The organism is Dolichospermum compactum NIES-806 (assembly GCF_002368115.1).
GTDB classification, from domain to species: domain Bacteria; phylum Cyanobacteriota; class Cyanobacteriia; order Cyanobacteriales; family Nostocaceae; genus Dolichospermum; species Dolichospermum compactum.
This window is the reverse complement of the sequence record NZ_AP018316.1, coordinates 1,839,387-1,860,677: the sequence shown is the minus strand read 5'-3', so window position 1 is coordinate 1,860,677 and position 21,291 is coordinate 1,839,387. Positions and strand designations below refer to the sequence as shown.

Genomic DNA, 21,291 nt, shown 5'->3' with positions numbered 1-21,291 from the left:
AGGAGATACCCTAGACTACTAATAATTGGACCGCCGCTCATTCCCTGTTCAATATCGCTGGTATAACCAATTTCATATCCGGCTTTTAAACTAGGTTGGGAAATTATTTGTTTTACTGTTCCAGTTCTAAATAACATTTCTCCTTTGCTGCTAGAATAGCCAGCGGCTATAACTGGTGTATCTGTATTAATATCGAAACTAGCAATTTCTTTAGGTAGACAATAATTTTGATTAGATGTAAATTGCAAGACAGCTAAATCTAGTTTAGCAAAATTAGTATTAGGCAAAATTTGGGCTGAATAGATTTGATTATCAGGTGTTTTAATTTGAACTTTATTAACTCCCAGTAAAACATGAGAGTTGGTAACAACTAAATAAGAATTGCCCTTTTTAGCCAATATTGTTCCTGAACCGCCGTTATTATCACCAATGACTCTGACTGTAATTTGTTTAGCAAGGGTTTGGAGTTTTTGGAGTGAATCATATTCTCCACTTTCGGGGTTATCAGGTTTTATATTACAGGTAGCCGGGGTAATTGTTTTAGCTAAGGAACGGGAAACATTTGCTAATGTCAATGATGGGAAAGATAGGAATAATAAGGAGGAAATAATAGCAATGTTACGGTTCATGTTAGTTGTTGATTAGTAGATGATTTGTAGGGTGCGTTAGCGACAGCGTAACGCACCATTCTTTGAATTTGTTGTTCGATAAATCAAGATAAACAAGGGATTTTAGCCAAATTTTAGCCATATTTTAGCCCCCTCATCGCTTGCGGGGAGGGGGTTGGGGGTGGGGTTCTTGTTCCGGGTTTGATGACAATTTGCTGTATGTTAATAGTTAAAGTCGGTTAGAACCGACTATGGGAATTTATGGGAATTTTGAACTTGTTTCCAGACTGTGGTTGAAAATGGAAGTTTGAGGTTCTGTTTCAAATACAGTCAATGTCAAGAATGGCTATTTTTTAATATTCACAAGTGGGGCATTTTGCAAATACTTACCCACATTCAAATACTTTCTATTTCCTGAATTTTGCCAAAGTGGTTCTGAACTTTTACCCTGGGCTATATTCACAAGTTGCTCTAAAACTAATCCTGGGTTACTATTATTTTTTAGGGTAAATAATTGATTGTTACCATTACAAGTTTGTTCATTACTTGCCACAGCACAAACCACAGAATAACCATTGTTTTTACCCGTTGTCAAGCGATTTAAACGACCTGCTTCATAGAAATTATGGAATTTTTTAGATACTTCTTGGCAACGTTTTTGGGGAGTCCAGCTACCTTTGGCAAAATACTCGGATTTCCAACCAATAAACCGTACGTGACCTTGACGTTCAGGAACCCAAGCAATGGTAGCGGGAACTTTTTCACCACTGGCTTGATCAAATATTTCTTGACAGAAAAATGTGACTTGATTGGGTTGATTTTCAGAAGCATTATCTTGACTTAAACCAGGATTTATGCTCATGGTTAAGGTCAATGTTGTTAATCCTAAAAAGGTGGAAAGTGATTGTAATTTCATGATTTTTGAGTCCTTAGTTAAAAAATTAATGTTGATTGTGAAAATGTAGGTTGGGTAGAGCAACAGCGAAACCCAACACAGTTAGAGGGTGTTTGTTTTTCAAAGTGGTATCCCGTAATTTTCATCACATTTTTACCCCCCTTAGTCTCCCCTTATCAAGGGGGGAAACAAGAAAATCCAGTGAGCAACAGCGAAACCCAACACAGTTAGAACGTTGTTGTTTAAGAATGTTGGGTTTCATTCTTCAACCCAACCTACTCATATTTAGAAATAGCGCGTAAACTATAATTACCAGTTTCCCCCCTTTCGGAAGAATTGGCAACTATTAAATAAATTCCATCTGCTGGTAAAGTAGCGACAATCCTAGCATTAAAATTACCTGCTCCTTTGTCGTCATTTTCAGCAATTTTTTCAATCTCCTTCCCAGCATCAGATTCGATAACTTGAGATAAGGTTAAGAATGGATTAATCTTCTGACTATCCATTTCAATTACAACTGTTTGACCTGCTTTACCTGAAAATATATAACCATTAGGACTGCCATTTAAACTACCATTAATTACTTGACCATTAAGGGAAATAGTTTCTATAGATGGTTCTTTTGATGTAGGGATGGTCGAGATAGGAGAAACTTTTTGTTGTTTGATATCTGCTAGAAAAGATTTGACTTTCTCTCCTGGTTGAGAAAGGTTAATTCCAGTTCCACCAGGTACACCACCCATTGGTATACCATTAACAATAATGGGAGCTAAAGCTACGCTGGTATTAACACCAATAACTCCCCCTTGGCTGTTTAATAAGGGTCCGCCAGAGTTTCCAGGATTTAAAAATGCGGTATGTTGAATAGTTCCGTCGGGACGAATCCGGCTAATATTACCTTGGGTGCAGGTATCACGGTTATCAGCATCAAGAGGACTACCAATCGCAAATGCTCGATAACCTACCTTTGCTGTTCCAGGACGAGCTAAACTTAGGTATGGTAAGTTCCTGCGGTTTTGGATTTTTAATGCTGCTAAATCCACTCCACCCCTAGCAAAACCTATCACATCGGCGGGTACTTGTTTGCCATCCCGAAACACGACAGTAACAACGCTAGGACTACCATCTACAACATGAGCGTTGGTAATAATTAAGCCATCCTGACTGACCAAAAAACCGCTACCATGTCCATTACCAGTTTTAACTGTGATAACGGCAGCACTCCCTTGAGTACAAACTCGATTTGCTTCTTCCTCAACCGTTAATGCGAAGACGCTATTATTTCTAGTTATACCCATGAGGATACATATAGAAAAAAGCGTCAAAATACCATATCGGTACGATAGATGCTTCATGTTGATTTAGATTCCCTGGTAACTTTACACCCAACCTACCGCCGTGTAAACTTCAACCGTAACATTGCTTGTTACAGCAGCTTAGTGATTAGACGTAAGTAACAAATATTTTGTTTCTATCTGGCAAAATATTCAATAATCCCCTGAATTTGCTCAACTCCTCAAGGGTGTAAATTACAATTTGAGTATTAGACGTTCTCCGGTAAAGATTGTAGAGACGTTCCATGGAACGTCTCTACAGGGGTTTCATGTCACGCATATTTAATTTTCGGAGATGTCTATTGGGAATTGGGGTAATTTACGTCCTGGACAGAACCGTTCTATAAAACTTACCCAAAATTACCAAAGTCTAGACACATCTGGACAGCGATAATCTTAGTGTTTATTTCCTGCTTCATCACGGTCTTAGAATGGCTTCTAAGAGGTTTTTCCGCTCCACAGGCAATCTCGGTAGAACTTACCGTTTCTGACCGTAGTTCCTAAAAGGAACCGCTACGCTACAGGGATAAAAATATCCACAAACCATCGGTCAATATTACGCGCTGCATTTAAGTCCCTGTCAGCTTTATAGCCACAATCAGGACAAATATAAACACAGAAATAAACCATTTATCAGCCTGTCTAGAAATCACGCAATTATGAGTTACTGTAATCGGTAAAGGTTCTGCTAAACGTACCCAGCCAATTGACGGTAATTTAATTCTTTTACCATCATTTTTAATCGCTGGTTTCGCCTTAGTTCCTGATTCTAAATAGAAAGAATCGTGTTGTCCTTTTTTCTTGAATCGTGGTTGTTTTGATGTTTTTTTGAAACACCTATCCCAAGCCTGGCGTAAATCAGCTAACGCCTTCTGAGGGATATTTTTATTAACTTCGTAATACCAAATATGCTCAGATTTTAGCTCAGCAACTAACTTTTTATGCAAGTCAATAATGGATAGTTATGGGTAGAAATTATCAAACTGTTTCTACCCCCCAATCTCAAAACAAAAACAACCCCCAAATTTGGAGGTTGTGAATTTTTATTTGTGAAAAATCTGATGATTAAAACAAAACTGATTATTTTATGGAAATAATACAAACGGAAGCTAGAAAAGCAGCGATAATGTAAAATACAGCCACTACTTGCAATTCTGACCAACCAGTTAATTCTAAATGATGATGTAAGGGTGCCATTTTAAATAACCGCTTACCTTTGCCATCTGGTCCCTTTGTCGCTTTATAATAACTGACTTGTGCCATGACAGAGAGGGTTTCCACAAAGAAGATACCACTCAGGATAAATAGCGCTACTAAAGTATTTGTTACCAGTGCCACCGCAGCTAAAGCGCCACCCAGGGCTAAAGAACCGGTATCACCCATGAAAACACTTGCGGGGTTGCGATTGTAGGCTAAAAAGCCTAAGCAACTACCACTGACAGCAGCACAGAAAACCATTAAGTCGGGAGAAGTGGGGGCAATAATCACACCTAATGCGAAAATAGCGATCGCCACTGTTCCCGCTGCCAAACCATCAATCCCATCTGTTAAATTAGTAGCATTGCTCTCTGCAACCAGGACAAACCCGGCTACAGGCCAGAACAACAGTCCCAAAGGTAAGGATAAACCCACCCAAGGTAAATGGATATTAGTTATACTAAAGTCACCTTTAAACATCAACCAGACACAAAATACAGTCCCAAAGATAACTTGCAAAGCTAACTTCATCTTCGGAGAAATTCCCTTATTAGACTTGCGACGCAAAATTTGCCAGTCGTCTATCCAACCAATGAAACCGTAGCTGAGAGTCAAAGCCGAAACCGCCAGCACATTTTCAGAAAAATCCGCCAATATACAAGCAATTACCACCGCTCCAGGGATAAAAAATATACCTCCCATAGTTGGTGTTCCTGCCTTTTTGAGATGTGCCTGGGGTCCATCTTCCCGGATAATCTGCCCTGTTTTCAGCCTTTGTAACAGAGGAATCACCCACTTTCCTAGAATTGTCACACCCACAGCAGTCAATAAAAAAGGTAGGGTGAGGGAAATCGGATACCAAGGGGTTCTATGCCCCATGCTATCGAAAATCAAGGCTGTTGCACTCAGTAACAAGGCCAGCAAGGAAGCCAAGCCAATTCCCGAAAAATTCAAACTTTGGTTAGGAGATAATTTAGCGTCCACAAAAAAAATTCCCTTCACTCCACACTTTAAAAAAACCTAAATAAAACAAGAGACTGTTTTTAGCTGATAGTTCGCAGTATTTTGGGAACTAGTACAGCACCACGTCAATAAACTAACCATTCTCAATCGCCAAAAAGCTTTGTTAATATTACTTTTGACGTTTGATTTTTGACTTTTGACTTCCGCCCTGCGGTGCTAGTCATCATCAACAGGTGCATCATCGTCATCATCATAATCAATATCGCCAATTCCGTCGTCTGCGCCCAGAAAATCGGATATTACTTCTACATCTTCCCGCGAGTCGGTGTCATGGATATCACGGGCTATCAATCTGCCACTCAGTCGCAACCAGTCCAACATAGAGGACTCTTGTTTTAAGGGAATAACCGATGCTCGCTGGTTTCGGGGGGCTTCACGGAGGGGAGAATCTAACATATTAACAATCACACACGGGGGTTCATATAACTAGACAATAAGAGTCTATCATTTGATACGAGTTAATTTATTCCTTCATACAAGTCTTTAATTGCTGAATCCGAATCAAAGAAAATTTTCATTTAATGAGCGAACGGTAGTAAAAAAGGCATTATTCGTGAATTGTGTGGTTATAGACAAAGAACATTAATATTTTATTAATGCTATTTCATCATGTAAACTCTTGAGGCATTGGGTAATGATAGGCAAATCAACTCTTATTGAGCTAATTGTTGGCACTAATCGCGGTTTATTAGCAAGTCAGCCACAACAACAAGCTATTTTAGCAGCGATCGCCAACTTAGAAAACTTCAATCCCACACCACGACCACTAGCAGCTAGTAATTTACTAGAAGGTGACTGGCGACTACTATACACCACAAGCAAAGCCTTATTAAACATAGATCGTTTACCCTTTTGTAAACTTGGTCAAATTTACCAATGTATTCGGGTAGAAACCAACAGTGTTTATAACATAGCTGAGATTTATGGCATTTCTTTGTTCACAGGATTAGTCAGCGTTGCTGCTAAATTTGAACCAGTATCCCAACAGCGTGTGCAAGTAAAATTCCAGCGTTCTATAATTGGTTTACAAAGCCTAATTGGGTATACAACACCGGGAAACTTCATCCAACAAATTGAATTAGGCAAAAAATTTACCGCTTTTGATTTTCCCATTCAAAGTGAACAACAACAAGGTTGGCTAGATATTACTTATATAGATAATGATCTCCGTATAGGTAGGGGGAACGAAGGTAGTGTTTTTGTATTAAGTAAGACATAGTACATTTTGCCAGGAGTATTTGGGAATGAAATTACTCTATTATGGGTACTTTGTCAAGAAGTCACAGAGAAGATTAACAACTCATTACCCATGAAAACCCACCAATTTGACAAATAACTTAACAAAACCACAAGCAAACACCTTGAGGTTGTAGAGTGAAAACAATCAGCCCTACTTTAACGGCATTCATACTTCAAAAGGGAAGATCCATCATGGTTCAACGTGGTTCTAAAGTACGTGTTCTCCGCCCTGAGTCCTACTGGTTTCAGGATCTTGGTACAGTGGTTTCTGTTGACAAAAGCGCCATCAAATACCCTGTAATTGTTCGCTTTGACAAAGTTAACTACTCTGATATCAACACCAACAACTTTGCTGTAGATGAATTAATTGAGGTGGAAGCACCTAAACCCAAAGCCGCAGCCAAATAAATAGTCAAGCATCAAGGGGATTGTTTAGTGGGATAATTAGGAAAAGATGTCAACGTCAACAGCTTGATCAATTTCCTCTGTTTGACCATACCTTCCCCTAAAAATATTATTTGCTTGAATGCCTGAACTGCCTGAAGTTGAAACAGTCCGCGGGGGTTTGAATCAATTAACCCTGAGTCAAGAAGTGACGGGAGGAGATGTGTTGCTACAACGTACCATTGCCTACCCGTTTTCTGTTGATGAATTTATTGATAAAGTTAAAGGGAATACTATTGCTACCTGGCATCGTCGTGGTAAATATCTCTTGGCTGAACTTTCCTCATCTTCTCCCAGTTATTTAGGAGTTCACCTCCGCATGACCGGTCAGTTACTTTGGTTAACCCAAGATCAACCTTTACACAAACACACCAGAGTGAGGTTATTTTTTGGAGAAAAGCAAGAATTACGCTTTGTTGACCAGCGCACCTTCGGGCAAATGTGGTATGTTCCTAGTCATGTAGCTGTAGAAAGTATTATTACAGGTTTGGCAAAATTGGCAGTTGACCCCTTTTCCCCAGAGTTCACTGTGGCGTATTTTGCCGATAAATTAAAAAAATCCCGTCGTCCTATTAAAACTGGATTATTAGATCAGTCAATGGTGGCAGGATTAGGTAATATTTATGCAGATGAAGCTTTATTTAAAAGTGGGATTTTACCAACTACTCTCTGTACAGAATTACAACTTCCCCAAATTGAACTTTTACGAACGGCAATTATTCAAGTTTTATCAGCGAGTATTGCGGTAGGTGGAACGACTTTTAGTAATTTCTTGAGCGTTAAAGGTGTTAACGGTAATTATGGTGGTGAAGCCTGGGTTTATAACCGCACTGGAGAACCTTGTAAGATTTGTGGTAATGTGATCGGGCGAATTAAGTTAGGTGGGCGTTCTAGTCATTTCTGTTCTCAATGTCAAAGTTAAGTAGGGTTTGCTGAATAAGTTGTCTGTGAGGGCAGGGAACAGGGAACAGGGAACAGGGAACAGTTTCAGCAAGCCCTACTTAGATGCCGCTATATTTGAATGGTGCGGAAAAAAATATGATGTTTGATTAATTAGTCGCACTTCGGCATACACATTGACTGCATACCGCTATATCATGCGATTGATTCCCATTTAATCTCAGATAAATTAAGTTTATGACATCTACCATTTCCATTAACGACAGTCAGCGGTTAGGACTTGAACCTCTAAATATTCCACACCGTCTCCTATTGGGTCCGGGTCCTTCTAACGCCCATCCAGCGGTATTACAGGCGATGAATACCACACCTGTAGGACATTTAGATCCGGCTTTTTTAAACCTCATGGATGAGATTCAATCTCTGTTGCGTTACGCATGGCAAACAGAAAACCCCCATACTATTGCTGTCAGTGGCACGGGTACAGCGGCTATGGAAGCCACGTTAGCTAATTCTGTAGAACCCGGTGATGTCGTATTAATTGGGGTAGCTGGTTATTTCGGTAATCGCTTGGTAGATATGGCGGGTAGATATGGGGCAGATGTGCGAACTATGACCAAACCCTGGGGACAAGTTTTCAATTTAGAGGAAATCAGCGCCGCAGTTGCTACCCATAAACCGGCAATTTTGGCTTTAGTTCATGCCGAAACTTCCACCGGCGCACGTCAACCTTTAGATGGTGTGGGTCAGTTGTGTCGTCAACATGGCACATTGTTGTTAGTAGATACTGTTACCAGTTTAGGTGGTGTTCCCATATTTTTGGATGAATGGGGCGTTGATTTGGCTTATAGCTGTAGTCAAAAAGGGTTGGGGTGTTCTCCAGGTGCGTCGCCGTTTACCATGAGTGGGCGGGCAATGGAGAAGTTAAAGAAGCGCCAATCTAAGGTGGCAAACTGGTATTTAGATATGACATTGTTGGGGAAATATTGGGGGAGCGATCGCACATATCACCACACTGCACCAATTAACCTATACTATGGATTACGGGAAGCTCTACGTTTAGTAGCAGAAGAAGGTTTAGCTAGTTGTTGGCAACGTCACCAAAAAAATGTCGAATATCTGTGGGAAGGATTGGAAGACATGGGTTTAAAAATGCACGTTGAAAAAGAATACAGATTACCAACTTTAACTACTGTTTGTATTCCCGAAGGAGTAAATGGTAAATCAGTGGCTAGGCAGTTATTAATTGAGCATAATATTGAGATTGGCGGCGGTTTAGGTGAACTTGCCGGTAAAGTTTGGCGTGTAGGTTTAATGGGTTTTAATAGCCGTCCTGAAAGTGTAGATAAGTTGATAGCTGCACTAGGAACAATGATCTCTAATAATTAGTTTTCCTTAGGGGCAATATCCCCGTGCTTGCCCCATTCGATTTACAGCAAATTGTCATCAAACCTGGAACAAGAACCCCACCCCCAACCCCCTCCAGTATCAAAAGCTTATCCTTTTCTTCCCCCCGCTGCGGGGGGATTTAGGGGGGTGCGATGAGGGGGCTAAGATGTACCTTATATGATTGGAAATCGCTGTAGGCAACCACAGGAGGATTGCCCCTACATTCACAAAAAACCTTTTCAGCAAACCCTCATTACTGACGCGCTTCTTAAACCTTGAACAGTAGAAATTACCTGTTGGGCAACTTGATCAATTTCCTCAACTGTATTAAATCTCCCAATCCCAAATCGCACCGAAGCATAAGCTAATTTATCTGAATGTCCCAACGCTTTCAACACATAGGAAGGGGCAATATTATTAGAAGAACAAGCAGAACCAGAAGACACAGCCACGACTGATTGTAACCCTAAAGAAAGTGCCGCACCATCTACACCTTCCACACTAATATTTAAATTTCCTGCTAATCGTTTTTGAGAATCTCCATTTATATAAATTCCCTCCACAATAGATAACTGTTGCCACAATCTTTCTTTTAATACTGTTAACCGTTGATTTTCTGTTTCTTGTTCGGTTATGGCAATTTCTACAGCTTTACCAAAACCGACAATTTGCGGTGTATATAATGTCCCAGAACGCATTCCTCTTTCATGTCCTCCCCCATGTTGTTGGGAAGCAAGTTTCACTCTGGGATTACGTCTGCGAACATATAAAGCCCCAATTCCCTTGGGTCCATAGACTTTATGGGCTGTAAGAGACATTAAATCAATATTCATCGCTTCCACATCTAAAGGGATTTTACCAATAGCTTGGGCTGCGTCTGTGTGAAAAATAATTTGCCGTTGATGGCACATTGCCCCAATTTCGGCTATTGGTTGTAAAACCCCAATTTCATTATTTGCAGCCATCACAGATACTAAAATTGTATCATCACGCAAAGCTTTTTCTAACTGATTTAAATCAATTAATCCATCTTTTTCAACTAGCAAAACTGTAATATCAAAACCAAGACTTTTTAAATATTCGCAAGGATCTAAAACTGCTTTATGTTCCGTATTAATAGTTACAATGTGTTGACCTTTTGGGAAATAAGCTTCAGCAATACCTTTAATAGCTAGATTATTTGCTTCCGTTGCACCGCTGGTAAAAACAATTTCTTCGGGTGTCGCGTTAATTGCATTTGCTAAAATTTCCCGTGTTTGTCTAACAGCAGTTTCTGATTCCCAACCATAAACATGACTAATACTAGCCGCATTACCAAACTTTTCTGTAAAATAGGGAATCATAGCAGCCATTACCCTTTCATCAACGGGGGTAGTAGCATGACAATCGAGGTAGATAGGACGACTGGACATAATTAATTGACGATTAATTCAAAATTTGACCTAGTTTTTTTAAGATTCGGAAAACTTGATAAAGTTCGTTTTCTCGATGATACAAAGTAAATCTGTCTGATAAAGCATATCTAGGTTGATCTTGTTGCAGAAGTTTGATAAACTGAAAATCTTCTCCATTGATTACCAATGAATATACAGGATAATCAGGATGAGGATTAGCGAGCATATAAGTAAGTGCTTGAGGTATGGCTTCTGCAAGGGAAAAAGCAGTTTTTTTAGATTCAATGACCAATAACCATAATTGTTGCTGGATAACTAAGACATCAATTCTGCCTCTGATAACTTCTTCTTGATCTTCGACTGCAATTTCTATTGATGATTCACTTCTAATCAAGAAAGGTTCATCATAAAATCCAGCTAAACTGAGTAAGGGAGATAAAACTACTAACTTTACTGTTTCTTCCGATAAAGGAGGATGTTTAACTAATCGGAGAAAATGCAATTTTACTCTGTCTAAATATTGTTTTTCTAAATCAGAGATTTCTGGCAAATTTTCTAACCATTCAGTGAAGAATCCTTCATTGTCGGTTTGTTCTAGATCAAATCTTGCCTCTAAATAGGCAATGCCTATATTTCGCGCTTGGATGAATTGAACCATAATACAAATAATGGAATTGATATTCCTATTGTATAAGGTGGGAATGGTTATGTTATTTCATTAATCTAATTTGGTAAAGTAAAGTTTAAATTAATTAACATTTGGGCAATCAAATATCACTGGTATATCAACAAATTCTGACAAATCGGACTATCAAAGTTTAAATATCTGCTAATTCCTTGATTTTCTTGAGTACAGATTCAGCATGACCTTTTGTTTTGACATTAGACCAAACGTAGGCAATAATTTTATCAGGTGAAATCAAGAAAGTTGAACGAGCAACCCCCATGTATTCTTTACCCATAAACTTCTTTAAACGCCATGCACCATAGGCTTCTATTAATTGATGTTCAGGATCAGTTAATAGGGTAATTGATAAATTATGTTTGTCTATAAATTTACAATGAGAGGTAGCAGAATCTGGACTAACACCGATGATTTTTGCACCTGCTGTGGTAAATTCTGAGGATAATTCTGTAAAATCTTGAGCTTCTGTAGTGCAACCAGGTGTATTATCTTTAGGATAAAAATAGAGGACTAGCCACTGATTAATATCAGCGATATTGACTAGGTGATTGTTTTGGTCTGGGGTTGAAAAATCTGGCGCAGGTTGTCCAATTTGGGGAATATTGCTCATAATTAGAGGGCGATAAATTAGGGATAAGTAGAAATCATATCAAAATCATGCACTTACATTTGATTCAATTTCACGTCGGCGAGGAACATCATAAACCATAAAATCATGAGCCATAATTGTTTTAGGAAAAATTGCTTTTGCTTCTTTAAGTAAATCTTTTAATTCAATGATATTACCTGGAGCGTAACGAGGGCTAAAATGTGTCATAATCAGTTTACGAACTCCTGCAATGTGTGCCGTTTGGGCTGCCATTGTAGTTGTAGAATGTAGCCTTTGAAAAGCCATTTCTGAATCTTGATGAGCAAACGTGGCTTCATGAATTAACACATCTGCATCTTCTGCTAATTGCACTGCACCGTTACAATAAACTGTATCTGTACAATAGGCAATTTTTCGCCCAATTTCTGTTGGTCCACATAATTCACTACCATTAATTACTCTTCCGTCTTCCAGGGTGACTGTTTCACCGCGCTTGAGTTGTCCATAAATTGGACCTGAAGGAATTTCTAAGGCTTTGGCTTTTTCTATATCAAAACGTCCGGTTCTGTCTTTTTCTGTTACTCGGTAGCCAAAAGCAGGAATACGGTGATGTAAAAGACCACAGCTAACTGTAAATTCATCATTTTCATAAATTACCCCCGGCTGAACAGTATGCACTTTAATGGGGTAGGAAAAATGGGTATGAGAGTAGCGAGAAGCGGCTTGTAAGTATTCGTTTAATCCCGATGGACCATAAATATCAATTTTGTCTACATTACCTGCTAAACCGCAACTAGCCAGCAATCCCATTAAGCCGAAAATATGATCACCGTGCATATGGGTGATAAAAATTCGGGATAGTTGGCTAACTTTTAAGTCACTTCGCAAAATTTGATGTTGAGTTCCTTCCCCACAGTCAAATAACCACAGTTCTGCCCGTTGTGGCAATCTCAGTGCTACGCTGGAAACGTTGCGTGATCTTGTCGGTACACCTGAACTCGTCCCTAAGAATGTAATCTGCACGGTGTTTTTTAGCTTTCCTTTTGCTCAATATAGTCCTCGATTCTATATCTTGACACAATATTGGCACAGTCAGCTATTTGAGAAAAAGCAAAACATCAAGATTTTCTAATTTTCATAGTTTTTATTGCCACCAGAAAGAATTTGGTAAAGGCCAAGATAACTCGCAAAGAGTACCTTGAGGATAAAGGGAAACTCTTCTAAATTTACCTTTAATTTGTTGTGCTAAATTTTTAAATTGTTTTGTTCCCCAACCTTCTTTTAATGGGTAAATCCCTAAACCATCATCTATAATGCTCAGAGTGTAAATCCCTTGATCTTCAACCCAAGAATAAGTAACTTGTAAGCAGGTGATACCGATGGCGTGTTTACCAACATTACATAGGGCTTCTTCTAAAAATCGGCAAAGTCCTCGCTTATTTTCAATACTCAAACTGCTTTCATATATAGGCTCAAAACTATGGATTTTTAGTTTGAGGGTTTTAAAACAGGGAAAATCCCGTTCTAAGGTGTAGGTATAAACCTGATAGAGAATTTCCGATAAGGGATTTCGCAAATCTATAACTACATTATTTCCTAAGTAAAGGCTAGTATCTTGAGTTAAGGTTTCTTGTTGCCAAAGTTCGTACATTCCGCGTAACTCTTGATTCAATTCTTCAAGTTCTTGTTCTATAGTAGGCAGCAATTTATTTATTGGTAAATCATGCCCTTTAACTAATCTTAAAACTTTAGCTAGACTTTGCAGTGGTCCATTATGAATTGTTTCAAATGTACTTTCAATCATGGTTTGGCGGGATTGAATACCAGATTGAACGGTTTGGTTGTATTGATATAAAGCTATAAAAATAAGACAATTCATCACCATAACAATAATTGCTGGCATGAGGTAAAACAAGGGATGCCCAATGGACAAAAAATGGCTACTTAAGATGATAGTAATAACGGTGAAAATAATTATGATGATGCCGACCATTCTTCCTAGAAAAATAAAATAAATTTCTTCTTTTAGTTTTTTCCAGAATTGAGTTTGCATAAGCTTATATCCCATTGTCAAAACTTTAATTATGGAAAACACATTTTTAATTTTACTAATTTTATTTGTTATTTAATCAATTAATCCTTCTTTTCTGGCTTTGATTTCTGTTTGAATGCGAATATTTTTACCTTCTTCAGGGTAAATATTTAAAACGTCTTGTAACTTACTCCAATAATGACGCACCATGCGTTCAGATATGCACATATTTTCAGCGATCGCTTTATCTTGTAATCCTTCTTCAAAGGCTAAGTTTAGCACTTTTAACCACTCTGGTTTTACCTCTAAACCTGAGTGAATTCCTTTGATATCTTTGGTGTGAGTTAATCCCTGTAATGCCCAATCAACTCTAGTTAACATTTCTTGAGTAGAAAGACTTTTATCCGCAATGGTAAAGCCACCTTGATGATTATCAATAAAAGGACGAATCCTTACTAATGTTCTGGCATGGACGCTTTGAATGACGAAATTTAGGTGTAAATAATTGTTCATTAAAACCTTCAGGAGTTGAATACCTGTATCAACTCTCGCTGTCATTCCTAGCTTTTCTGGTATAGAAAGATCCATAATTAGTAAATCAGGTTGGCAGATCAGAACTTGCTCAACAGCATAACTAGCATTTATAGCAGTATTAAATTCAGCACTAGGATAGTTTTTTCTTAATATTTCCACAGTTCCGTTTAACACTGATTCATGATCATCAATTACCAGGAATTTTAACCCCAATTTTTCGGAAAAAGATTGTTTCATATTTAATGATTGTCCCAATAGTTACACGCTTAATAAATTATGGTGACTATCTACTACTATTAACTAGTTTTCCTAGATTCTATTACCTATAATTCATTCGCAATGAGGGGTCATACCCCCCACCGCCAAAAAATCTTAGAAAACGCTTAAATTACTATGCTGATTTATCACCATAAAAATTGTCTTTATTTAACAAAAATTTAGGATTAATCAGAGTTTTGACAGTTATAGGATCTGGTACTATGAGAGCTATTAAGTAATTAGGTTGGGAGAAATAAATTCAGTTGTATGAACAAATGTAAACCACATAAAACACATACTGAAATAGTTCTTGGTGTTTTTCATACTTCGTTAGATACAAAAAATTGTTTCTATCAACCTACTTAATAGAAAATACTTACCAATAAAAGTGCCAAATTGATATGAGATTTTTATGAAAGTATGAGCATTTACCTGAGATTAAGAACTTAAAGCTATCGTAAAGGTATTCTAATTCTGGCAAATGGGAATAAAAAATGAGAGTAGATATATCAGGATAAGAAATTTTGACGGCTAACAGCCCGATACTGCCTATTTGTTTGAGAGTAATATGAATATAAATAGGGGGTATAATTTCTGATTCTGGTAAAGTTATTTTCAGTAATTCTTCTAAAACTCTGATAATTATCCAACTACATTTAGGTTCTTCAAGTCGCCAGTAATTCGGCATATTAATCTGAAAATCTAGATAGGGATAGGAATTAATCAAAGGTTCTAATAAATACTCAATAGATAAAGGTAAGCTATCTTGAATAGATATGGGACATAAGCGATCGCTTAATTGGACTAAGGAGTGATGAAATTTATCAATTTCTTGAATATAAGCTTGAATTTTTGTACCTGATAAATGCTGGTTATTTATAGCTAGTAAGTCTAGATTCCGCCGGATTTTAAAAGATTCTTGTAATAGATCATCACGAATTTGTTCAGATTCCAGAAATAATTTCAGGAATTCTCGATAAAACCACCACTGTAATGCTTGCTGAACTTTTTGATCAAGTGTCATAAACTGTATAGGAATAATATTTGATTTATGAAAAGATACGTAGGGTGCGTCAGATATTACAAATCTGTTTATTGAGAGAATTTATGCAGTCTGACGCACCCTACAATACCTAATTTTTTTGAAGAATCAAATATGAGTTCTATATCATGGTTATGATTTCACTAAATTAACGATTTTTATTACAACAAATTGACATAGATTTTCCATATAAGGTTGTTATTTTGACTATATATAGTGATTGAATATAAATTGAATATTGAATAGCCACTTATACATCAGTAATTAATCTGGCTTTTCTCAATATAAATTGCAATGCTGTTTCTTCCCTAGAAATAATTTCGGCTGTAGCGTTCATTCCTGATTGCAACACACACTGATGACCATTATATCCAAATGAATTGCTTTCGGGTTGAATTGTGGCTTCAAAGTAGCTAATCCCAGAATAATTTGTAGTAGTTGTGTCTTTGCTTTGAGATGTAATTGCATCTGGAGCGACAGTTTTCACAATCCCTTTTGCAATTCCATAATCAGGATAGGGACAAGCATCAACACGAATTTGGACTTTTTGATTAACAGCAATTTTGTTAATTTCTGTTGTCGGAATCATGGCTTTAATAACTAAAGCAGCATTATCAGGGACAATTTCAGCAACAGATTCACCAGCGCGGACAACTTGACCAGAATTTCGTAAATTGAGTTTAAAGATAATCCCCTTACTCGTAGCCAGCATCATACTATTTTTGCGCTGATTTTCGATTTGTTGAATTTCTTTTTGTGATTGTTTGATTTGGGTTTGTATTTCCACTAACCTTTGAATTAATCCTTCTCTTTCTTTATTTAGAGCCGCTATATTAGCTTCACCTCTAGCAGCTTCCTGAGCAATACGTTCTTCTGCTATCTTCACCATTGCTCTAGTTGGATTAACCGCAGCTTCATGGGATTTAATTTTTATTTTGGCAAGATCAACAGCTTTTTGTGCAGATTGTAATGTTAAGCTTGCCTGTTGGACAACTAGCTGCTTTTGCTCGAATTCCCGCTTACCAATTGCGCCAATTTTTGATAATTGTTCATAACGATCTCGATCTGCTTTGGCAAATTCTAAATCAGCTTCGGCTTTTTTTAAATCTACTAATTCCTTTTGAATATTTACTTGTGCTGTTATTAACTCACTTTCAGTATTAATTTTTCGTTCTCGATATTCTCTTTGATTTCTTAGTAAATCCTCTTTAGCAGAGTTAATAATATTTTCTATTGCTCTTTTTTCTGCTATGATTTGAGTATTTAAAGTCCGATTCTGAGCATAAATTTGGACTATTTGTAATTGACATTGTTTGATATTTTCTTCTAATTGGCTTTTTTTAATGAGTAATTGTTCCGTATCTAAAAAAGCAATTACTTCCCCTTGCTGAACAATTTGATTTTCTTTAACTAAAATATTTTTAATAGTTCCATCTGTCTTTGATTGCACTAGACGAGTTTCACCCATAGGACGAATAATAGCAGCAGCTTTCACGGTGACATTATATTTCACCCATGAAGACAAAGAAATACTAGCAATAACAGTCCCAATCAGAAATGCACCAGCTAAAGATGTCCAAGGACTTATAGGTGGTAGCGACTCATTATTTCTAATGAGAGAATTATCGAATTCTTGATTATGTGTGTAAAGCATATAGCAATCCTCAATAATGAATAATGGCTAAGGAATTACAAAATCTAAATGATCTCCTGGTTGATTGCGTAAATCTGCCAAAGAACCTGTTAATTTCAACTTCCCTTGATCTATCAAAACAATCCAATCAGCACGATTAATAACGTGAGGACGGTGGGTAATTAAAATTGTTGTTTTCCCTTGACGATATTTAAATAGTTGCTTTAAAACTTGGGCTTCACTAACTGGATCAAGTCCACCTGTAGATTCATCTAAAATCAAAATTGGTGGCTCTGTCACAATGGCTCTAGCTATGGCTAATCTTTGTCTTTGTCCACCAGAAATATTAGCACCAAATTCGCCTAAAATAGTTTGATATGTTTCAGGTAATTTATTTATAAACTCATCAGCACCAGAAATTTGACAAGCTTGAACAATCTGCTCAAAAGTCACATAGGGCGCTCCCAATCGGAAATTCTCGATAATAGAACGACTCCAAAAATGAGCATCTTGGGGAACAAGTACCACCTGTTGACGTAAACATTCTAAAGAAAGGTCTTGCAGGTTATAAAGTCCAATCTGAATATTGCCAGATTGCAAAGGATATAATCCAGCTATTAATTTAGATAGGGTACTTTTACCACATCCAGATTTACCAATTAAAGCAACTACTTTACCACCAGGAATAGTTAAAGAAAAATCTTCTAAAAGATCAATTCTCCCAGCATAGTGAAAGTTTACATTTGTGCAAACGATATCAGCATTCTCGGAAATTTTAGCAAAAGGCTTTTTGCCATCATTTTCATTTTCTGGAGTAGCATCAATAACTTCTGTTAAGCGTTGAGTGGCAGTTTTGGCACGGGTAAATTCTTCAACAAAGCCAATAACTGTACCGATTAAACCCAATAAGTTACCATTCATGGAGTTAAATGCTAGTAATTTACCAATACTGAGATTTTCAGCGGGTTCAATTACTAAATAACCCCCAAACCAAAGTAAAATAACACCGCCAATAGCGGAAATAAACCCAGAAAAAGTATTATTAATGATGCCAATTTGGATGGTACGAAATGTGAGATTGGCAAGACGAATAAATCGGCTTTCTAATTCGTCTAAAAATTGTGGTGCTGAAGTAGTTGTTTTGAGTGTTAATGCGCCTTTAAATGTTTCGACTAAAACTCCTTGAGTTTCTGCTTCTTGAACTAAAAGTTCACGGGTTTTTTGTTGTAAAGTTGGCTGAAAAATAATAGTAGATAAGGTCATAGATACGGAGATTAATAAGGCTATTCCGGTTAATTTCCAACTATAAAAAATCATAAACCCTAGAGAGATTAAGGCAATAAAAAATCGGCTAGGTAAGGTAACAACTAATTGAGCAACTAATTGATTAATCTGTTCAATATCTTGCAAGCGGCTAACTATTTCACCACTGCGTCGAGCTTCATAATAACTTAAGGGAAGACGCAGAATTTGTCTACCAAAGTCTAAAACTAGCCCTAGTTGTAATCGTTGAGCAAAGTTAGCAATTAAATTAGATTGGACAAAGGAAAGACTATTAGAAATAAAGTTCATGACTACTACAGAAATTGCTACGGTAGTCAGTAATTTTGTGTCACCTCTAACTAATACATCATCGGTGAGAATTTGGAGTAAGAAAGGGGAAGCTAAAGATAATAAACCCAAGATTACATTTAAAGGTAATGCTTGAGCTAAAATGGCGCGATAAATCCAAACTCGGCGAAAGAAACGCCAAAAACCACCAGCTTTATCACTTTCTTGGTCAAAAAAGCGAATAGGATCTGGTTCTAGTAAGAGAATTAACCAATCTTTCCAACCATCAATTAAATCTTTTTTAGAAAGATGACGAATCCCGATTCCGGGGTCTGCAATCAGAAAATCTTTGCCTTTTTTACCATATAAAACAACCCAATGATTTCCTTGCCAATGAATAATTGCTGGTAAGGGAGCTTCATTGATTCGATCAAGAATTTCTGCTGATGTTTTAACTGGATTAGCTTTAAAACCTAGTGTTTCTGCACCTCTTTTTAATCCTAATAATGTAGTTCCAGATTGTCCAGTTCCGACGGCTTCACGAATGCGGTTAAGGGTAAATGTATGACCGTAATATTTGGATATTGTGGCTAAACAAGCTGCTCCACAGTCTTCTTCACTATGTTGTTTAACGAATTGGATTTTCATAAGCAAAGAACCATAGAAAAGAATAAAAATATATTATTTTTATTTAATTGGTGGTTGAATATATGGCGAAGGGCGGGGAAACCCCACCCCTACGGATTTGATGTCTGTTTTGTACTAGAAAAAACTAAATATTCTCGATAAAAAGCTATTACCTCGTCTGCGCTTATTACGACGACTACCACCACCTCCACCAAACAATGAAGATAAAATAAAGGTTGTCTGAGAAAATTGATATTCAGTTTCGTTTCTTGAAGTTCCGCTCAAGTTTCCTTGAGAAATACTCATTTCACTACTTCCCCTAGTGTATACATTCGTATTTTGGTAGAACATATAAAACATTTCAAAGGGTGAAGATGATCTACCACCAGATACAGACTCCTGTTGCTTTTCTGATAAGTTTATGAATAAATCTGATTTTTTGGTTTTTATATGATTAGACATGGTAAAACCTCTTATTTTTGTTGCAAAAATAATTTCAGTGATAAAATGTTAGGAAATAAATACAAGTATTAAAAAATAGATTTGTGTGTCATTTTTATAGAATGAACACACAAATCTTTTTCTTTTAATACTTTCAGTAGTGGGTTTTAAAGCTTTATTAAAACAAAAGCAAACACAATTTTCACTGCTTACTTATACCTTGCCACTACTTATTATCAGCTAGAAAATCGGGTGTTAAGATGCGGAGAGAGGAGGTAATGCAGGTACAGGGATTACTGAATTGTCTGTATTTACAAAATTAAAACCTCCGGTGTTTGTGGTTTCTAATAAATTAACACCAGACGCATTGCTACCGTTAATATTAGAGCTGCTTTGTGTTGCTTGCGCTCGGAACAACCTTTGGAAGGCAGTTGCGCTGACACCTAGTACGCCACCAGTTACGATCGCTTGTTGTTCAACAGATACTTCGGTAAATAAATTAGACATGACTAAATTCTCCTTGATTTGTATTACTGCTTGGGATTGTTTACTGCTCGGTTGCCGTTTTCTCCCTCGCTTGTTAATAGAATATCGAGGAGTGATTAGTTAATTCATTGTCAGTTTGAGCCAACTTAATTACCAAATTTAGAACTAAATATTGCCGAAAAATACACGCCAATTTGGCTCAGTTATGGTGACAAAATCGAAAATTTTTGTTATTTAAAAAATTGTAGGTTGGGGTGATAGATGGAAACCCAATAAATGCGTTGGGTTGCGCTGTCGCTTAACCCAACCTACCTGAGTTCGATGTAAGAAAATCGCTTAATTATAGTAGCTTGTCAATCTTTGAAGTATAAAATCTAACGTTAAAGACAGACAACCAGCCTGTTTTACTTCTAACTCCTGCTGTCATTGGTTGAATTTTCTAGTTGTGATGGGAGAGGTTTCAAACTTCCCATACTTGGCTGTAAAATAGAAGGAATATGCTGTGGTGCAATACCTATAATAAATATGCCGTTAACAATAGATGGTGGATTATTTATCTATGATTTCATAGATCATCACGCAGTTTTATGTGTGCCGGTTGATGCGGAATTTAAGGAAGTCCGTAACCGTTACTTACAAATTGCTCGGACATTGCACCCAGATAGTTCTCTGATGAGGAATGAGTCGGAAAAAGAGACGGCTAATCAATTGTTAGCAAAGCTGGTTAATCCGGCTTATGAGAAGTTTTCTGTGGAACGCAATCGGGCTGAGTATTTGTTTATTTTCTCACAAATGGGGAAGAGATTTGCCCAAGAACCAGGATCAATTAGACTGAAGACGGAATCGGGACGACAATCGTTAGCTGCGCCCAATGCGAGTATGGCATATAATTTTATTTTTCGGCGTTGCTGAATTGAGGTATGAAATTCCCAAATTGAATCTTTAAAACTCAAACCTCAGTGCGTCTTTGCGCCTTTGCGTGAGACTAAA

Annotated in this window: 23 protein-coding genes; 5 read left to right on the top strand and 18 right to left on the bottom strand. The window is 37.3% G+C overall.

Annotated elements, in window-relative coordinates; translation table 11 throughout:
* The 7 genes from CA730_RS08995 to CA730_RS08970 form a co-directional block, all read right to left on the bottom strand.
* Positions 1 to 629, bottom strand: a 629-nt coding sequence (locus tag CA730_RS08995) for a S1 family peptidase (protein WP_157750063.1), incomplete at its 3' end; no start/stop codon positions are given.
* 325 nt (positions 630 to 954) lie between these two features.
* Positions 955 to 1,524, bottom strand: coding sequence for a COP23 domain-containing protein (locus CA730_RS08990; protein ID WP_096666488.1), 570 nt, complete (start codon positions 1,522 to 1,524; stop codon positions 955 to 957).
* A 254-nt stretch (positions 1,525 to 1,778) separates the two neighbouring features.
* Complete coding sequence (locus CA730_RS08985) at positions 1,779 to 2,858, bottom strand: S1C family serine protease (RefSeq protein ID WP_096666485.1); 1,080 nt, start codon at positions 2,856 to 2,858, stop codon at positions 1,779 to 1,781.
* A 492-nt stretch (positions 2,859 to 3,350) separates the two neighbouring features.
* Positions 3,351 to 3,446 carry a transposase gene (locus CA730_RS25555; protein ID WP_231940123.1) on the bottom strand — a complete coding sequence of 32 codons (96 nt, stop codon included), beginning with the start codon at positions 3,444 to 3,446 and terminating at the stop codon, positions 3,351 to 3,353.
* Positions 3,407 to 3,784, bottom strand: coding sequence for a hypothetical protein (locus CA730_RS08980; RefSeq protein WP_231940155.1), 378 nt, complete (start codon positions 3,782 to 3,784; stop codon positions 3,407 to 3,409). Before CA730_RS08980 ends, CA730_RS25555 begins: the two co-directional genes overlap by 40 nt.
* A gap of 133 nt (positions 3,785 to 3,917) precedes the next feature.
* Positions 3,918 to 5,018: a phospho-N-acetylmuramoyl-pentapeptide-transferase gene (gene mraY, locus CA730_RS08975; RefSeq protein ID WP_096671394.1), complete on the bottom strand. Its 1,101-nt coding sequence runs from the start codon at positions 5,016 to 5,018 to the stop codon at positions 3,918 to 3,920.
* Between the two features lie 195 nt (positions 5,019 to 5,213).
* Positions 5,214 to 5,453, bottom strand: coding sequence for a DUF3134 domain-containing protein (locus CA730_RS08970; RefSeq protein ID WP_096666482.1), 240 nt, complete (start codon positions 5,451 to 5,453; stop codon positions 5,214 to 5,216).
* A gap of 238 nt (positions 5,454 to 5,691) precedes the next feature.
* Between CA730_RS08970 and CA730_RS08965 the strand changes: the two genes are divergently transcribed.
* The 4 genes from CA730_RS08965 (at position 5,692) to CA730_RS08950 (ending at position 9,029) form a co-directional block, all read left to right on the top strand.
* On the top strand, positions 5,692 to 6,276 hold the full coding sequence (locus CA730_RS08965) for a PAP/fibrillin family protein (protein ID WP_096666479.1): 585 nt from the start codon (positions 5,692 to 5,694) through the stop codon (positions 6,274 to 6,276).
* A gap of 212 nt (positions 6,277 to 6,488) precedes the next feature.
* On the top strand, positions 6,489 to 6,704 hold the full coding sequence (locus CA730_RS08960) for a photosystem I reaction center subunit IV (protein ID WP_096666476.1): 216 nt from the start codon (positions 6,489 to 6,491) through the stop codon (positions 6,702 to 6,704).
* Positions 6,705 to 6,822: 118 nt separating this feature from the next.
* Entirely contained in the window at positions 6,823 to 7,662 is an 840-nt protein-coding gene (locus CA730_RS08955; protein ID WP_096666473.1) for a DNA-formamidopyrimidine glycosylase, read from the top strand.
* Between the two features lie 215 nt (positions 7,663 to 7,877).
* Complete coding sequence (locus tag CA730_RS08950; RefSeq protein WP_096666470.1) at positions 7,878 to 9,029, top strand: alanine--glyoxylate aminotransferase family protein; 1,152 nt, start codon at positions 7,878 to 7,880, stop codon at positions 9,027 to 9,029.
* 239 nt (positions 9,030 to 9,268) lie between these two features.
* Here CA730_RS08950 and CA730_RS08940 read toward each other — a convergent pair whose 3' ends face one another.
* The 11 genes from CA730_RS08940 to CA730_RS08890 all read right to left on the bottom strand — a co-directional run bounded on the left by CA730_RS08940 (position 9,269) and on the right by CA730_RS08890 (position 20,322).
* Positions 9,269 to 10,441, bottom strand: a complete 1,173-nt coding sequence (locus CA730_RS08940) for an IscS subfamily cysteine desulfurase (protein WP_096666466.1) — start codon at positions 10,439 to 10,441, stop codon at positions 9,269 to 9,271.
* A 13-nt stretch (positions 10,442 to 10,454) separates the two neighbouring features.
* Positions 10,455 to 11,081, bottom strand: a complete 627-nt coding sequence (locus CA730_RS08935) for a type I restriction endonuclease (RefSeq protein WP_096666463.1) — start codon at positions 11,079 to 11,081, stop codon at positions 10,455 to 10,457.
* A 160-nt stretch (positions 11,082 to 11,241) separates the two neighbouring features.
* Positions 11,242 to 11,718 (bottom strand): thioredoxin-dependent thiol peroxidase, encoded by a 477-nt coding sequence (bcp, locus tag CA730_RS08930; RefSeq protein ID WP_096666460.1) that lies wholly within the window; start codon positions 11,716 to 11,718, stop codon positions 11,242 to 11,244.
* Between the two features lie 45 nt (positions 11,719 to 11,763).
* Entirely contained in the window at positions 11,764 to 12,720 is a 957-nt protein-coding gene (locus CA730_RS08925; RefSeq protein WP_096666457.1) for a ribonuclease Z, read from the bottom strand.
* Between the two features lie 121 nt (positions 12,721 to 12,841).
* The gene (locus tag CA730_RS08920; protein WP_096666453.1) at positions 12,842 to 13,750 is read right to left on the bottom strand and encodes a sensor histidine kinase; all 909 of its coding nucleotides are present in this window, start codon (positions 13,748 to 13,750) and stop codon (positions 12,842 to 12,844) included.
* A gap of 72 nt (positions 13,751 to 13,822) precedes the next feature.
* Positions 13,823 to 14,500 carry a response regulator transcription factor gene (locus tag CA730_RS08915; protein WP_096666450.1) on the bottom strand — a complete coding sequence of 226 codons (678 nt, stop codon included), beginning with the start codon at positions 14,498 to 14,500 and terminating at the stop codon, positions 13,823 to 13,825.
* Positions 14,501 to 14,897: 397 nt separating this feature from the next.
* Positions 14,898 to 15,545, bottom strand: a complete 648-nt coding sequence (locus tag CA730_RS08910) for a hypothetical protein (protein WP_096666447.1) — start codon at positions 15,543 to 15,545, stop codon at positions 14,898 to 14,900.
* 268 nt (positions 15,546 to 15,813) lie between these two features.
* A complete protein-coding gene (locus CA730_RS08905) occupies positions 15,814 to 17,217 on the bottom strand; it encodes an HlyD family secretion protein (protein ID WP_096666444.1) in 1,404 nt (467 codons plus the stop codon).
* A gap of 27 nt (positions 17,218 to 17,244) precedes the next feature.
* Positions 17,245 to 19,395 (bottom strand): peptidase domain-containing ABC transporter, encoded by a 2,151-nt coding sequence (locus tag CA730_RS08900; RefSeq protein WP_096666441.1) that lies wholly within the window; start codon positions 19,393 to 19,395, stop codon positions 17,245 to 17,247.
* Positions 19,396 to 19,509: 114 nt separating this feature from the next.
* The gene (locus CA730_RS08895) at positions 19,510 to 19,836 is read right to left on the bottom strand and encodes a hypothetical protein (RefSeq protein ID WP_096666438.1); all 327 of its coding nucleotides are present in this window, start codon (positions 19,834 to 19,836) and stop codon (positions 19,510 to 19,512) included.
* A gap of 234 nt (positions 19,837 to 20,070) precedes the next feature.
* The gene (locus tag CA730_RS08890; RefSeq protein ID WP_096666435.1) at positions 20,071 to 20,322 is read right to left on the bottom strand and encodes a hypothetical protein; all 252 of its coding nucleotides are present in this window, start codon (positions 20,320 to 20,322) and stop codon (positions 20,071 to 20,073) included.
* A gap of 504 nt (positions 20,323 to 20,826) precedes the next feature.
* On the opposite strand from CA730_RS08890, the gene CA730_RS08885 reads away from it, so the two are divergent.
* Positions 20,827 to 21,213: a J domain-containing protein gene (locus CA730_RS08885; RefSeq protein ID WP_096671392.1), complete on the top strand. Its 387-nt coding sequence runs from the start codon at positions 20,827 to 20,829 to the stop codon at positions 21,211 to 21,213.
* The last annotated feature ends 78 nt before the right edge of the window (positions 21,214 to 21,291 follow it).